At 74.9% G+C, this 14,095-nt stretch carries 16 protein-coding genes; 9 read left to right on the forward strand and 7 right to left on the reverse strand.

The annotated features are described in order from the left end of the window. Nucleotides 1-182: 182 nt before the first annotated feature. Both ACZ6D7_RS07165 and ACZ6D7_RS07170 read right to left on the reverse strand, forming a co-directional pair. Entirely contained in the window at nucleotides 183-1,088 is a 906-nt protein-coding gene (locus ACZ6D7_RS07165; protein ID WP_469484783.1) for a sigma-70 family RNA polymerase sigma factor, read from the reverse strand. 88 nt (nucleotides 1,089-1,176) lie between these two features. Beyond that, complete coding sequence (locus tag ACZ6D7_RS07170; protein ID WP_469485987.1) at nucleotides 1,177-1,749, reverse strand: rhodanese-like domain-containing protein; 573 nt, start codon at nucleotides 1,747-1,749, stop codon at nucleotides 1,177-1,179. An 83-nt stretch (nucleotides 1,750-1,832) separates the two neighbouring features. Between ACZ6D7_RS07170 and ACZ6D7_RS07175 the strand changes: the two genes are divergently transcribed. Beyond that, on the forward strand, nucleotides 1,833-2,111 hold the full coding sequence (locus tag ACZ6D7_RS07175) for a metal-sensitive transcriptional regulator (protein ID WP_030789151.1): 279 nt from the start codon (nucleotides 1,833-1,835) through the stop codon (nucleotides 2,109-2,111). Between the two features lie 77 nt (nucleotides 2,112-2,188). Here the strand turns inward: ACZ6D7_RS07175 and ACZ6D7_RS07180 are convergent, their stop codons facing one another. The 3 genes from ACZ6D7_RS07180 to ACZ6D7_RS07190 are packed head-to-tail and all read right to left on the reverse strand — an operon-like array spanning nucleotide 2,189 to nucleotide 4,689. Then, nucleotides 2,189-2,932 carry a sulfite exporter TauE/SafE family protein gene (locus ACZ6D7_RS07180; RefSeq protein ID WP_469484789.1) on the reverse strand — a complete coding sequence of 248 codons (744 nt, stop codon included), beginning with the start codon at nucleotides 2,930-2,932 and terminating at the stop codon, nucleotides 2,189-2,191. Beyond that, nucleotides 2,929-3,267 carry a rhodanese-like domain-containing protein gene (locus ACZ6D7_RS07185; RefSeq protein ID WP_469484794.1) on the reverse strand — a complete coding sequence of 113 codons (339 nt, stop codon included), beginning with the start codon at nucleotides 3,265-3,267 and terminating at the stop codon, nucleotides 2,929-2,931. Before ACZ6D7_RS07185 ends, ACZ6D7_RS07180 begins: the two co-directional genes overlap by 4 nt. 45 nt (nucleotides 3,268-3,312) lie before the next feature. Next, complete coding sequence (locus ACZ6D7_RS07190; protein WP_469484797.1) at nucleotides 3,313-4,689, reverse strand: MBL fold metallo-hydrolase; 1,377 nt, start codon at nucleotides 4,687-4,689, stop codon at nucleotides 3,313-3,315. A gap of 256 nt (nucleotides 4,690-4,945) precedes the next feature. Between ACZ6D7_RS07190 and ACZ6D7_RS07195 the strand changes: the two genes are divergently transcribed. From ACZ6D7_RS07195 to ACZ6D7_RS07220, 6 genes are all read left to right on the forward strand, one after another. Beyond that, nucleotides 4,946-5,779: a M55 family metallopeptidase gene (locus tag ACZ6D7_RS07195; protein WP_469484800.1), complete on the forward strand. Its 834-nt coding sequence runs from the start codon at nucleotides 4,946-4,948 to the stop codon at nucleotides 5,777-5,779. 8 nt (nucleotides 5,780-5,787) lie between these two features. After that, complete coding sequence (locus ACZ6D7_RS07200; protein WP_469484803.1) at nucleotides 5,788-7,110, forward strand: M20/M25/M40 family metallo-hydrolase; 1,323 nt, start codon at nucleotides 5,788-5,790, stop codon at nucleotides 7,108-7,110. Between the two features lie 16 nt (nucleotides 7,111-7,126). Continuing rightward, a complete protein-coding gene (locus ACZ6D7_RS07205; protein ID WP_469484806.1) occupies nucleotides 7,127-9,079 on the forward strand; it encodes a S9 family peptidase in 1,953 nt (650 codons plus the stop codon). Beyond that, nucleotides 9,076-9,999: a S66 peptidase family protein gene (locus ACZ6D7_RS07210; RefSeq protein ID WP_469484809.1), complete on the forward strand. Its 924-nt coding sequence runs from the start codon at nucleotides 9,076-9,078 to the stop codon at nucleotides 9,997-9,999. The genes ACZ6D7_RS07205 and ACZ6D7_RS07210 overlap by 4 nt, the downstream gene beginning before the upstream one ends. 61 nt (nucleotides 10,000-10,060) lie before the next feature. Continuing rightward, a complete protein-coding gene (locus ACZ6D7_RS07215) occupies nucleotides 10,061-10,312 on the forward strand; it encodes a DUF1049 domain-containing protein (protein WP_469484812.1) in 252 nt (83 codons plus the stop codon). Nucleotides 10,313-10,334: 22 nt separating this feature from the next. Beyond that, nucleotides 10,335-10,898, forward strand: a complete 564-nt coding sequence (locus ACZ6D7_RS07220) for a GNAT family N-acetyltransferase (RefSeq protein ID WP_469484814.1) — start codon at nucleotides 10,335-10,337, stop codon at nucleotides 10,896-10,898. Here the strand turns inward: ACZ6D7_RS07220 and ACZ6D7_RS07225 are convergent. Next, nucleotides 10,870-11,217, reverse strand: coding sequence for a DUF6204 family protein (locus ACZ6D7_RS07225; protein WP_469484818.1), 348 nt, complete (start codon nucleotides 11,215-11,217; stop codon nucleotides 10,870-10,872). The two genes, ACZ6D7_RS07220 and ACZ6D7_RS07225, sit on opposite strands and share 29 nt — an antisense overlap. Before the next feature lie 81 nt (nucleotides 11,218-11,298). After that, nucleotides 11,299-11,649, reverse strand: a complete 351-nt coding sequence (locus ACZ6D7_RS07230; protein WP_469484820.1) for a VOC family protein — start codon at nucleotides 11,647-11,649, stop codon at nucleotides 11,299-11,301. A 143-nt stretch (nucleotides 11,650-11,792) separates the two neighbouring features. On the opposite strand from ACZ6D7_RS07230, the gene ACZ6D7_RS07235 reads away from it, so the two are divergent. Together ACZ6D7_RS07235 and ACZ6D7_RS07240 are read left to right on the forward strand one after the other, a co-directional pair. Next, nucleotides 11,793-12,266 (forward strand): phage holin family protein, encoded by a 474-nt coding sequence (locus ACZ6D7_RS07235; RefSeq protein ID WP_469485989.1) that lies wholly within the window; start codon nucleotides 11,793-11,795, stop codon nucleotides 12,264-12,266. 237 nt (nucleotides 12,267-12,503) lie between these two features. Further along, complete coding sequence (locus tag ACZ6D7_RS07240; RefSeq protein WP_469484823.1) at nucleotides 12,504-14,093, forward strand: NAD(P)/FAD-dependent oxidoreductase; 1,590 nt, start codon at nucleotides 12,504-12,506, stop codon at nucleotides 14,091-14,093. Nucleotides 14,094-14,095 lie beyond the last annotated feature (2 nt).

Genomic DNA, 14,095 nt, shown 5'->3' on the forward strand with positions numbered 1-14,095 from the left:
CGTTCTGTCACCCACCGGCCGTTGGCAGTCTGTCGCATGCCGGCCCTCGGTCGTCTGTCACCCACCGGCCGTTGGCAGTCTGTCGCATGCCGGCCCTCGGTCGTCTGTCACCCACCGGCCGTTGGCAGTCTGTCGCATGCCGGCCCTCGGCCGTCTGTCACCCACCGCCCCTCGGCCGTCTGTCACCCGCCGGCCGTCGGCCCGTCGGGCACCGCCGCCACCTCCAGTCCCGCCAGCCGTGCCCGGTCCGCCACCACGTCGATCGCGGTGATCCCGCCCTCCGTGACCGTGAAGAGCAGCACCAGCCGCAGTCGGCCGTGGGGCGCCATCGCCAGGCCGATCCGGCCGTCGAGCAGGGCGAGACCGGTGAACCGGGCCCGGCCGGTCGCCGCCATCGCCCCCTCGGCGACGGGCCGGGCACCGGTGACCGTGACGGGCCCCGGCGTCGGCACCACGAACCGGTCGGCGGTGAGCACGACGTCCGGGTGCAGCAGCGCCAGCAGCGCCTCGAAGTCACCGCCGCGCGTGGCCGCCAGGAACGCGCCGACGGCCGCCCGCTGCCGGGCCCGGTCCGGTCCGGCCGCCGGGGCCTCGGGCGCCGGACCGCCGCGTACCCGGCGGCGGGCCCGGCTGGCCAGCTGCCGGGTCGCCGCCGGTGTCCGCTCGACCAGCGGGGCGATGTCGTCGAACGGCACGGCGAACAGGTCGTGCAGCACGAACGCCAGCCGCTCGGCCGGGGAGAGGGTGTCCAGGACGACCAGCAGGGCCACCCCGACGGAGTCCGCCAGCAGCGCCTCCTCCTCGGGGTCCCCGCCCGCCACCGAGGGCTCGTCGGCCTGCGCGTCGAGCGGTACCTCGGGACGGGTCCGGCGGGCGCGCAGCATGTTCAGGCACACCCGGCCCAGCACCGTGGTCAGCCAGCCGCCGAGGTTCTCCACAGCGCCGATGTCGGCCCCGGCCGCCCGCAGCCAGGTCTCCTGCACCGCGTCCTCGGCCTCGGCCGACGAGCCGAGCATGCGGTAGGCGACCGCCCGCAGACGCTGCCGGTCCGCCTCGAACCGCTCCGGCGGCAGCGTGTGCGTGATCATGACTGGTCCCCGTTCGTCGCTGCGGTGGTCGCTGTGGTGCGGTCGCGCCCACAAGATCAGAACACGGGGCCGGTGGCGCGCGCAGCCCTCAGGCGGTCAGCCGCGCCAGCGTCTCCTCGAAGGAACGGGCGTCCTTCGGCGGCCGGTTGTACGGCAGCCTGGCGAGCAGCGCGGCCATGCCGCAGCTGTTGGTCGCGCCGGAGAAGGCCAGGCCCGCGCCGATCAGCCCGGACAGCCAGTGCGCGGGCGGCCAGGCGAGCCCCGCGACGAAGCCGGTCAGGACCAGGGAGCCGGCGACCAGACGGACCTGACGGTCCATCGGCCAGCGCGGCCGCGATCCGGCCGGGCGCTCCACGGGGTGGCCGGCCGAAGCCCAGCCGCTGGTGCCGCCCTCCAGGGTCGCCGCCTCGACGCCCAACGCCGCCAGTCGCTCGCAGCCCTGGGCGGAGCGGGCCCCGGAGGCGCAGACGATCAGCAGCGGCCCGCGGGCGGCGGCCGCCGTCAGCGCGGGCGCGGCCTCGTCGAGCCGGTCCAGCGGGACGTTGTGGGCGCCGGGCAGCCGGCCGCCGGCGTACTCGCCGGGCGTGCGGACGTCGACCACGGTGAACTCGGCGAACCGGGCGCTCGCCTCGGCGGGGGTGACACGGGCCGGGACGGCCATGGGACGGGTCACGGAACAGAACCTCTCGGTGGGGTGTTGTCCCGCACGGGTAGGATACCCGTGGGGGTATAGGAGGAGGAATCGTGCAACTCGACATGTCGGCCGAGGAGCTGAAGTCGGCGCTCAACCGGCTGCGGCGTGCCCAGGGGCAGCTCGCGGGAGTGATCCGGATGATCGAGGAGGGGCGGGACTGCGAGGACGTGGTCACCCAGCTCGCCGCGGTCTCCCGGGCTCTGGACCGGGCCGGCTTCTCGATCATCGCGACCGGGCTGGAACAGTGCATGACCAGTGAGGACCCGGAGGTCCGGGACTCCGCGCAGATGCGGGCCCGGCTGGAGAAGCTCTTCCTGTCGCTGGCCTGACCGGCGCCGGCCCGCGTGCGAGGCCGGGGCGTGAGGGCTGGGGTGTGAGGGCTGGGGTGCGAGGGCCGTTCGGCCGTTCACAGGACGGCCGTGAGCCCCATCCCCGCCGCGACCGTCAGCAGCACCGCGCCGAAGACGCGCTGGAGGGTCGCGGCGGACACCTTCGCGGCCAGCCGCCTGCCGTCCCACGCCCCGAGGACGGCGGTCGCCAGGAACGGCAGGATCAGCGCCCAGTCCAGGTCCACGGCCGTGTACGCCCGGGCGCCCAGGGCCACCAGCGCGTTGGCGACGATCACCAGCAGGCTCGTGCCCACCGCCGCGTCCATCGGCACGGCCAGCACCCCGACCAGCGCCGGTACGGCGAGGAAGCCGCCGCCGACCCCGAGGAATCCGGTCACCGCGCCCAGCCCGGCCCCGGCGCCCAGCGCACGCACCCCCGAGACCCGGCCGTCCCCGCGCGGGGCGCGGCGGCGGAGCATCCGGGCGGCGGCCAGAGCGGCCAGCGCCGCGAACATCACGGTCAGCGCGCCCTGGGGGATCCGGGCGGACAGGACGCCGGCCGTGGCGGCGGGGAGCACGCCGGCCGCCGCGAACAGCAGACCGGCCCGCCAGCGCACCGCCCCCGCCCGGGCGTGGGCGAGCAGCGCGGTGACCGAGGTGACGATCACGATGACCAGGGCGCCGGTGGTGGCCGCCGCCGGGTCGAAGCCGAGCAGGTAGATCAGGGCCGGCACGGTCAGGATGCTGCCGCCCGCCCCCAGCGCGCCCAGGGCCAGCCCGACCAGACCGCCGGCGAGCAGCGCCAGGACCAGCGCGCTCATACGACGGTCCCGGCGGCCCCGCGCGCGTTCTCCACGGGCAGCCCCTCGGCCGCCCAGCCGCGCATGCCGCCGGTCACGTCGGCCGAGGCCACGCCCCGCTCGGCGAGCAGGGCGGCGGCCCGCCGGGAACGGTTGCCGGAGCGGCAGATCAGTACGAGGTCCCGGCCGGCGGGGACGCTCGCGGTGCCGTCGGCGAGCGCGGCCAGTGGCAGGTGCACGGCGCCGGGCGCGTGCCCGGCCCGGAACTCGTCCGGCTCGCGGACGTCCAGCAGGACGGCCGTACCGCTGCGCAGGAGCTCGTGGGCCCGGGCGGGTGTGACGCGGGAGTGCGGCATCGTAGGTGTTCCTCGGTGTTCGTCGGTCCTGGGGTGCGTGCGCGGTCAGCCGCGGGAGGCGGGGGCGACGAGGGGGAGGCCGGCCTCGGCCGCCGCGGCGTAGCCGTCGTCGACGGCGACCACCGACCGGCCGGCGGCGTCGAGCAGGGACGCGGCGATGGCCGCGCGCATCCCGCCCGCGCAGTGCACCCACACCGTGCCCGCCGGCACCTCGGCCAGCCGCCGGTGGAGCTGGTGGACCGGGATGTGTGTGCTGCCCTCGATCCAGCCGCCCGCCCGCTCGCCGTCCCGTCGGACGTCGAGGACGACCACGTCCTCGCGGCGCGCGAGGGTGGCGGCCAGGCCGGCGAACGTGGACCGGGGGAAGGACGCCGGCCGGGCCCCGCCGGCGAGCCAGTCGGCGGGGGAGCCGACGGCCGCGGCGGCCGGACGGTCGATGCCGACCCGGGCCAGTTCACGCTGGGCGCGGGCGACGTCCGCGGCGCTCCCGGCGAGCAGCGTCACCGGCCTGCCCCACGGGATCAGCCAGGCCAGGTAGGTCGCGAGCTGCCCGTCGACCTCGAAGTTGAACGACCCGGCCACATGCCCGTCGGCGAACGCCGTCCGGCTGCGCAGGTCCACCACCCACTCACCGGCGGCCAGCCGGCGGACGATCTCGGCCGCGTCGGCGCGCCGGGGCGGGGTCAGGTCGACCGGGGCGGGGCCGCCGGCGTTGGCCGGGCCCATGTGCGCGTAGTACGCGGGGACGTCGTCCAGCCCGGCCAGCAGCTCCTTCACGAACGTGTCCACGTCCTGCACCAGCACCGGGTTGGACGCCTTCTCCGCGCCGATCGTGCTGTGCTCGCCCTCGGCCCGCGACGAGGAGCAGAAGCTGCCGAAGCCGTGCGTGGGCAGTACGGCGACGTCGTCGTCCAGGCCGTCCGCGAGCCGGTGCACGGAGGCGTGCTGCGCCCGGGCCAGCCGTTCGGTCAGCCGGGGTTCGACCAGGTCGGGGCGGCCCACGCTGCCGATCAGCAGCGAGCCGCCGGTGAAGGCGGCCACAGGCCGGCCGGACTCCTCCAGCACGTACGCGGTGTGGTGCGGGGTGTGCCCCGGTGTGGCCACCGCCCGCAGCACCAGGTCCTCGTCGACCGGCTCGACGTCCCCGTCGGCGACCGGCACGCGCGCGTACGCCACCTCGGCGCCGGCCGGCACCAGATAGCGGGCCCCGGTCAGCCGGGCCAGCTCCAGGCCGCCGGTCACGTAGTCGTTGTGCACATGGGTCTCGGCGACCGCGACGATCCGCACCCCGCGCCGGGCCGCCGCGGCGATCACCCGGTCGATGTCGCGCGGTGGGTCCACGACCACCGCCGACCGGGCGCCGCCCGCCAGATGGCTGCGGTTGCCCAGCCCCTCGGTCTCCAGGACGTCGGCAAAGAACATGGCGCTCTCCCTCGCTGAGAAATTACCCCCCGTGGTATCTGTCCTCCACCGTAACAGATACCCCCAGGGGTATTCAGGAGGGTGGTGGTGGGGTGGTCGAGGGCCTTCACGGGCGGGGGGCGGCACCGCGTCCCCGAGCGCTGACCCTCCGTCAGGTGAAACAGCTCAGCCACGAGCGGAGTCGCACCCCGGGCAATCCGGGCACGGCCCGCTAAGCTCGGGGGCCTCCTGGACCCGATCAGGACGGAGCCCGGGCATGAAGATCCTCATCAGCGCGGACATGGAGGGCGCCACCGGCGTCACCTGGCCCGCCGACGTGCTGCCCGGGACACCGCAGTGGGAGCGCTGCCGGGCGATGTTCACCTCGGACGTCGACGCGGCCGTCCTCGGCTTCCTCGACGGCGGCGCCGACGAGGTGCTGATCAACGAGGCCCACTGGACCATGCGCAACCTGCTCCTCGAACGGCTCGACGAGCGGGCGCAGATGCTCACCGGCAAGCACAAGGACCTCTCCATGGTCGAGGGCGTGCAGCACGGCGACGTCGACGGCATCGCCTTCGTCGGCTACCACGCCGGCGCCGGCATGGAGGGCGTCCTCGCCCACACCTACCTCGCCAACTCCATCACCGGCGTCTGGCTGAACGATGTACGGGCCAGCGAGGGCCTGCTCAACGCGCATGTCGTCGCCGAATACGGCGTCCCGGTCGTCCTCGTCACCGGCGACGACGTGGCCTGCGAGGACGCCCTCGGCTACGCGCCCGAGGCGCTGAAGGTCGCCGTCAAGGACCATGTCTCGCGGTACGCGGCCGTGTGCCGTACGCCGGCCCGTACCGCCGCCGACATCCGGGCCGCCGCGAAGGAGGCCGCCGCGCTGGCCGTCCGCCGGGAACCCGTGCGCGGCGGACCGTACACCGTCGCGGTGGAGTTCGACGCCGAGCACCTCGCGCGGGCCGTCACCGTCGTCCCCGGCGTGACCCGGGCCGGCGAACGCAGGATCGCCTACACCAGCGGCACGATGTACGAGGGCATCCGCACCTTCAAGGCGGTGACCACGATCGCCTCCGCGGCGATCGAGGAGCAGTATGGCTGAGGAGCACCATGGCTGACCCACAGGCGAGCGACGAGGTCGTCCGCTTCACCTCCGACCTCATCCGCATCGACACCACCAACCGCGGCGCCGGCGACTGCCGCGAGCGGCCGGCCGCCGAGTACGCGGCCGCGCTGCTGGCCGACGCCGGGGTGGAGCCGACGCTCCTCGAACGCACCCCGGGGCGGACCAACGTCGTCGCCCGGATCGAGGGCACCGACCCCACCGCCGACGCGCTGCTCGTCCACGGCCACTTGGACGTCGTCCCCGCCGAGGCCGCCGACTGGAGCGTGCACCCCTTCTCCGGGGAGGTCCGCGACGACGTGGTGTGGGGGCGCGGCGCGGTCGACATGAAGAACATGGACGCGATGATCCTGGCGGTGGTGCGCGCCTGGGCCCGCCAGGGCGTACGGCCGCGCCGCGACCTCGTGCTCGCCTTCACCGCCGACGAGGAGGCCAGCGCCGAGGACGGCTCCGGGTTCCTCGCCGACCGGCACGCCGGGCTCTTCGAGGGCTGCACGGAGGCGATCGGCGAGTCCGGCGCGTTCACCTTCCACGACGGCGCCGGGCACGAGATCTACCCGATCGCGGCCGGGGAGCGCGGCACCGCCTGGCTGAAGCTCACCGCGCGCGGCCGCGCCGGGCACGGCTCCAAGGTCAACCGGGACAACGCGGTGACCCGGCTGGCCGCCGCCGTCACCCGCATCGGCGAACACGAGTGGCCGCCGCGGCTCACCCCCACCGTGCGTGCCGCGCTCACCGAACTCGCCGCGCTGTACGGCATCGAGACCGACCTGACGGGCGCGGACGGCCCGCCGGACGTGGACGGCCTGCTGACGAAGCTCGGCCCGGCCGCCGCCCTCGTCGACGCGACGGTCCGCAACAGCGCAAACCCGACCATGCTGAACGCCGGTTACAAGATCAATGTGATCCCGGGGGAGGCCGTGGCCTACGTCGACGGCCGGTATCTCCCGGGCGGCGAGGACGAGTTCCGCGCGACCCTCGACGAACTCACCGGCCCCGACGTCGACTGGGAGTTCCACCACCGCGAAGTCGCCCTCCAGGCGCCGCTGGACACGCCGATCTACGCCAGGATGCGCGCCGCCGTCGAGGAGTTCGCGCCCGAGGGGCACGTGGTGCCGTACTGCATGTCCGGCGGCACGGACGCCAAGCAGTTCTCCCGGCTCGGGATCACAGGCTACGGCTTCGCGCCGCTGCGGCTGCCCCTGGGCTTCGACCACCAGGCGATGTTCCACGGCGTCGACGAACGCGTCCCCGTCGAGGCGCTGCGGTTCGGTGTCCGCGTCCTCGACCGCTTCCTGCGCACGGCCTAGGCGAGCGGGGGAGAACGTGCACATCCTGCCGTACGGTTCCTGGCCCTCACCCATCGGCGCCGGCCTCGCCGCCGCGCACGGCGGGCGGCCCGAGTACGTCGGTTTCGTCGGCGACGAGATCTGGTGGACCGTGCCCCGCCCCGCCGAAGGCGGCCGGCGCACCCTGGTGCGCCGGCACTTGGACGGCACCGAGGAGTCCGTCCTGCCCGCGCCCTGGAACGTCCGCAGCCGGGTCGTCGAGTACGGCGGCCGGCCCTGGACGGGAGCCGTGCGCGAGGACGGACCCCTGGTGGTGTTCGTGAACTTCGCCGACCAGCGGCTGTACGCCCTCGAACCCGGGCACGAGCCGCGTCCGCTCACTCCGGTCTCGTCGGTGGGCGGCGGACTGCGCTGGGTGGAGCCGCAGTTGCTCCTGGATGGCGGCGAAGTGTGGTGCGTGCTGGAGGAGTTCACCGGCGACGCGCCCACCGACGTACGCCGGGTCCTGGCCGCCGTACCGCTGGACGGCTCGGCGGCGGCGGACCGCGGGGCCGTCCGTGAACTCTGCGACGACCGGCGGCGGTTCGTCACCGGTCCGCGGCTCTCGCCGGACGGACGGCGGGCCGTCTGGCTGGCCTGGGACCATCCGTGGATGCCGTGGGACGGCACCGAGGTGGTCGTCGCCGACGTCACGCCCGAGGGGACCCTGAGCGGCCCGCACGTGGTGGCGGGCGGACCGCGGGAGTCCGTCGCGCAGGCCGACTGGGCGGCGGACGGCGGCCTGCTGTACGTGAGCGACCGCGGCGGCTGGTGGAACCTGTACCGCGACCACGAGCCGGTGTGTCCGCGCGAGGAGGAGTTCGGCGGGGCGCTGTGGAAGCTCGGCCACCAGTGGTTCGCGCCGCTGGCCGACGGGCGGGTCGCCGTCGTCCACGGCCGGGGCGCCACCGCGCTCGGCGTCCTCGACCCGGAGACCGGCGAACTGGTCGACGCGGCCGGCCCGTGGACGGAGTTCGCCGCCACGCTCGCCGTGCGGGGCGAACGCGTCGTCGCGGTGGCGGCCTCCCCGCGCAGCGCCCACGAGGTGGTGGAGCTGGACGCGCGCACCGGCCGGACCCGGGTGACCGGGGCCGCGCACGACGACGCGGTCGACCCGGCGTACTACCCGGAACCGCAGATCCGTACCTTCACCGGCCCCGAGGGCCGCGAGATCCACGCCCACGTCTACCCGCCGCACAACCCGGACTGTGCCGCCCCCGGCCACGAACTGCCGCCGTACGTGGTGTGGGCGCACGGCGGGCCCACCGACCGGGCGCCGCTCGTGCTGGACCTGGAGATCGCCTACTTCACCTCCCGGGGCATCGGCGTCGCCGAGGTCAACTACGGCGGGTCCACCGGGTACGGGCGGGAGTACCGGGAGCGGCTGCGCGAGCAGTGGGGGGTGGTCGACGTCGAGGACTGCGCGGCCGTCGCCCGGGCGCTCGCCGACGAGGGCACCGCCGACCGCCCGCGGCTGGCGATCCGGGGCGGCAGCGCGGGCGGCTGGACCGCCGCCGTGTCCCTGACCGGCACCGACGTGTACGCCTGCGGCACCATCAGCTACCCCGTCCTCGACCTGGCCGGCTGGGCCGGCGGCGAGACCCACGACCTGGAGTCGCGCTACCTCGACGGGCTCGTCGGACCGCTCGCCGAGGTGCCCGCCCGGTACGCGGAGCGCTCCCCCGTCGAGCACGCCGACCGGATCACCGTGCCGTTCCTGCTGCTCCAGGGCCTGGACGACGTGATCTGCCCGCCCGTACAGGCCGAACGGTTCCTCGCCCGGCTCGCCGGACGACGGGTACCGCACGCCTACCTCGCCTTCGAAGGGGAGGGGCACGGCTTCCGGCTGGCGGCGACGACGGTGCGGGCGCTGGAGGCCGAGCTGTCCCTGTACGCTCAGGTGTTCGGGCTGCGCCCGCCCGGTGTCCCCACCCTGGAGCTGAAGCGGTGAAGAACCTGGTCCGGCCGTCCCGGCTCGCCCCCGGCGCCCGGGTCGCCGTCGTCGCGCCCAGCGGACCCGTGGTGGAGGAGCGGCTCCAGGCGGGCCTCGACCTCCTGCGCGGCTGGGACCTCGACCCGGTGCCCGCGCCCCATGTGCTCGACCGGGCCGCAGGCCTCGGCTATCTCGCGGGCACCGACGCCCACCGGGCCGCCGACCTCCAGCGGGCCTGGTGCGACCCGTCCGTCGACGCCGTGATCTGCGCCCGCGGCGGCTACGGCGCCCAGCGCGTCGTCGACCTGCTCGACTGGGACGCGATGCGGGCGGCCGGACCCAAGGTGTTCGTCGGCTTCAGCGACAGCACCACACTGCACGAGGCGTTCGCCGTCCGCCTCGGCCTGGTCACGCTGTACGGCCCCGTCGCCGCCGGCGTCGACCTCGTCAAGAACGCCCGTGCCCAGGACCACCTGAAGGCCACCCTCTTCGCCCCGGAGACGGTCCGCACCCTCACCTCCTCCGGCACCGCCCTCGCCCCCGGCCGGGCCCGGGGCGTCACCCTGGGCGGCTGCCTGGCGCTGCTCGCCACCGGATACGGCACCCCCCACACCCGCGCCGGCGCGCGCGGCGGGCTGCTCCTGATCGAGGACGTGGCGGAGCCGCCGTACGCCGTCGACCGCGCCCTCACCCAACTGCTGCGCACCGGCTGGCTGGACGGCGTGGCCGGGGTCGGGCTCGGCTCGTGGGACCGGTGCGGGCCCTACGAGGAGCTGCGGCCGGTGTTCGCCGACCGGCTCGGCGCGCTGGGCGTCCCGGTCGTCGAGGAACTGGGGTTCGGCCACTGCGAGGGCGCGATGACCGTGCCCTTCGGGGTGAGTGCCGAGCTGGACGCGCAGACGGGGACGCTCACGCTCGACGAGCCCGCGCTGCGCTGAGCCGTCACCCGCGGGCCGTTCTCACCGTGCGTGACGGCCGCCGCGGGCACACCCTGGGGGTATGAGCCCGAAGACCTCGAAGACCTCCGAGCGCGGCGGGAAGCACGGCGGCAGGCGCATGGAAGTGACGCCCGCCCGGATCACCATGGTGGTGCTCGCCGTCCTCACCCTGATCTTCATCTTCCAGAACACCGACGAAACCAAGATCAGACTGCTGATCCCCGAAGTGATCATGCCGCTGTGGGCCGCCCTGCTCGCCACGGCGCTCGTCGGCGCGCTGTGCGGGGCGTACTTCATGAGGCGCCGCCGCTAGCCTGCCGCTTTAGGGTGGCCGAATGCCGCACACCGCATCCCGCTACCTCGCCGAGGGCCCCCGCGTGGGCATACGTCACTTCACCTACGCGGACGGGGACGAGTTCACCGCCCGGGCCCGCGAGAGCGAGGAGCTGCACCGCCCCTGGCTGTTCCCGCCGGCCACCCCCGAGACGTACCACGCGTACGCCGGCCGGCTGATCGAGGATCCGACGAAGGCCGGGTTCCTGGTGTGCGAGAAGGGCGGCGGGGCGAGGGACGGGGCCATCGCCGGGTTCGTCAACATCAACAACATCGTCCACGGCGGCTTCCAGTGCGGCGCCCTCGGCTACGGCGCGTTCGCGCACGCGGCGGGGCGCGGGCTGATGCGCGAGGCGCTCGGCCTCGTGGTCGGGTACGCGTTCGGACCGATGCGGCTGCACCGGCTGGAGATCAACGTGCAGCCCGGGAACGCCGCCTCCATCGCCCTCGCCCGCTCCTGCGGCTTCCGGCTGGAGGGCTACTCCCCGAGGATGATCTACATCGACGGGGAGTGGCGCGACCACGAGCGGTGGGCGATCACCGCCGAGACGGCGACTTCCGGTTGATCTTCATGGTGTCGAGGTCCGTGACGGTCGACCGCAGCCCGGTGCAGCCGTAGCCCAGCTCCCGCAGGGCCGTCTCCGCCCGGTCCTCGGCGAGCGCGCCCGCCATCTCCGGGCCGTCCGCCGCGTCCGACACCACCACGTAGCGCATCGAGAAGTGCTTCAGCGGCGACGGCTCGTACGACAGCGTGCCCTCCGGCGTGAACCGCATGCCGGCCGGACCGTGGTCGGCGGCTTCGGCGAGCAGCCGGGCACGGGCCTCCTCGGTGAGCCCGTCCCAGGTGCCGCGGACGATCACCCGGTAGGTGTGCTGCTCGCTCACATTCGCTCCTTCGCGCCGGTCGTCGGACGGCCGACTCTACGGCGGTGAGGACGCGGCGCCCACGGAATTTCAGCGGGTCCGTCAGGCCTGGCGGCGGTCCACGTACTCGTACACCGCGCCGTCCGGGTGCCGGGCGATCAGGTTGCGGCCGACCGGGGTGGCCACGGGGCCGGCGATGACGTCCGCGCCCAGCTCGGTGAGCGTCCGGTGCACCTCGTCGACGTCCGTGACCGCGATCGTCGCCGCCACCTTGCGCAGCACCTCCAGCTCGGCCCGCGGCCCGCTCATCAGCAGGAAGCAGCCGACCGCGGCGACCGCCACGCCGCCGCGTTCGAAACGCAGCGCGCTGGTGCCCGCGAGCCGCTCGTAGAAGGCGACCGAGTCCTCCAGATCGTCGACGCAGACACGCAGTGTGGCTCCCAGAATGTCCATACGGGCAAGCCTAGTTGGAGCGGTCCGGGCGAGGTGATCCCTTCACGCGATCCCCTTCCCGGGCAGCCGTGGGCCGCCCCGGGCCGCCACGTTAAGGCCCCGGGCCGGTGGGTACCCGCCGCGCCATGGAACGCAAGGAGCACCTGGACCACCTTGATCATCTGGAGCACCTCGACAAGCACCTCGTCGACGAGCTGGCCCAGGTGGCACGCGAGACGATCCGCGACGAGCTGCGCGAGCAGACCCGCGGGCAGCGGCGCAAGGCGACGCTGTACGCGGCGTCCGGCGCCGTGGCCCTCTACGCGGGCGCGGCCGTCGCCCTCGCCCTGGGCCTGGCCCTCGACACCGGCCTGCCCGGCTGGGCCGCCGCGCTGATCACCGCGGTGGTGCTCGGCGCCGTGGCGTACGCCCTGCGCGGTGCCGCCCGGCCCGGCACCCCCGCGGGCTCCGGCCGGGTCGTCGGCGGTACGCCGCCCGCCGGCCCGCCCGGCGGTCTCGGCATGCCGTACCCGCCCCTGCCGCCCACCGCCCCCGGCACCCGGACACCGCCGCCCGGCCACGCACCGCGCACGGACGACATCGACCCCGAGAACCCGAGCCCGCGCCACCGCACGTGAGGCGCGAGACGCGACGCGCGGCCCGGAGCGGTGCGGCGGCCTCGGCAGGGCAGTGCCGTTCGGCCCGTCCGATGTGGCCCGATCCGGGGTGGACGTTTGGTCGCCCCGGGCAGGGGGACGCGGTGACCTCCGGGACGGTCCGGGCCATTCCCCCGGGGCTCCGCACCGCCCCGTCACCCGTGCACGCCACGACCCCACCGCGCCGAGAGCGTGGGAGAACCCGATCGGAGGCGCACCGTGAGGCGAGCCCGAATCGTGATCGTCGGAGCTGGATTCGCCGGGTACCGGACGGCTCGTACGCTGGCCCGGGAGGCCAGGGGGCGGGCCGACATCACCCTGCTCAACCCGACCGACTACTTCCTGTACCTGCCGCTGCTGCCCCAGGTGGCCGCGGGGATCCTCGAACCACGCAGGGTCACCGTCTCCCTGTCCGGCACCCTGCGCGACGTGCGGCTGGTGCTGGGCGAGGCCGATCGGATCGACCTCGACGGACGCACCGTCCACTACACCGACCCCGAGGGCGGCGCGGGCGCCCTGGCCTACGACCGGCTCGTGCTCGCCGCCGGCAGCGTCAACAAGCTGCTGCCCATTCCCGGGGTCGCCGAGCACGCCCACGGCTTCCGGGGCCTGCCCGAGGCGCTCTACCTGCGCGACCACATCACCCGACAGGTGGAGTTGGCGGCCTCCGCCGACAACGCGGACGACTGCATGGCGCGTTGTACGTTCGTGGTGGTCGGCGCCGGATACACCGGCACCGAAGTCGCCGCGCACGGGCGGCTGTTCACCGACGCCCTGGTGCGCGCCCACCCCCTGCGCCGGGGTATGCGGCCCCGCTGGCTGCTCCTCGACGTGGCGCCGCGCATCCTGCCCGAACTGGGCGAACGGCTCTCGCGCACCGCCGACCGGGTGCTGCGCGAGCGGGGCGTCGAGGTGCGCACGGAGACCTCCGTGCGGGAGGCCACACCCGACGGAGTCCAGCTCACCGACGGCGAGTTCGTCGGCACCCGCACCCTCGTGTGGTGCGTCGGCGTACGGCCCGATCCGCTCGCCGAGTCGCTCGGACTGCCCCTGGAACGCGGCCGGCTCCTCGTCGAGCCCACCCTCCAGCTTCCGGGCAGGCCCGAGGTGTTCGCCTGCGGTGACGCCGCCGCCGTACCCGATCTGGAGAATCCCGGGCAGTACACGCCGATGACCGCCCAGCACGCCTGGCGGCAGGGGAAGACCGCCGCGCGGAACGTGGCCGCGTCGCTCGGTGACGGCGAGGCGCGGCCCTACCGGCACAAGGACCTGGGGTTCGTCGTCGACCTGGGCGGGGTCAAGGCCGCCGCCGATCCGCTGGGCGTGCCCCTGTCCGGGATTCCGGCGAGCCTGGTCACCCGCGGCTACCATCTCGCCGCCCTGCCCGGGAACCGTGTCCGTGTCGTCGCCGACTGGCTGCTGGACGCCGTACTGCCGCGCCAGTCCGTCCAGTTGGGCCTCGTACGGTCCTGGTCGGTGCCGCTCGACACGGCGTCGCCGGAGCTGGCACGGGTGCCGGGCGCGGGGCGGGACCGCACCACCGTCTCCGGTCCGGGCGCGGCCGTCGCCGAGGACGTGAACGACGGCGGCGCGATCGGTGGGGGCGCGACCGGTGGGCAGGAGACCGGTGGGCAGGAGACCGGTGGGGACGGCGACGACTCCGGGCCGATCGTCGCGCCGACGCCGGACACCGCCGAGGACGAGCCGGACACCGACGGCGGCGAGGAGGACGACTCCGGGCCGATCGTCTCCCCGACACCCGCCCCCGCGAAGGCCCGACCCGACACCCCCTCGGAAGGAGACCGGTAGCC

The sequence above is a fragment of the Streptomyces sp. NPDC041784 genome, from assembly GCF_055591025.1.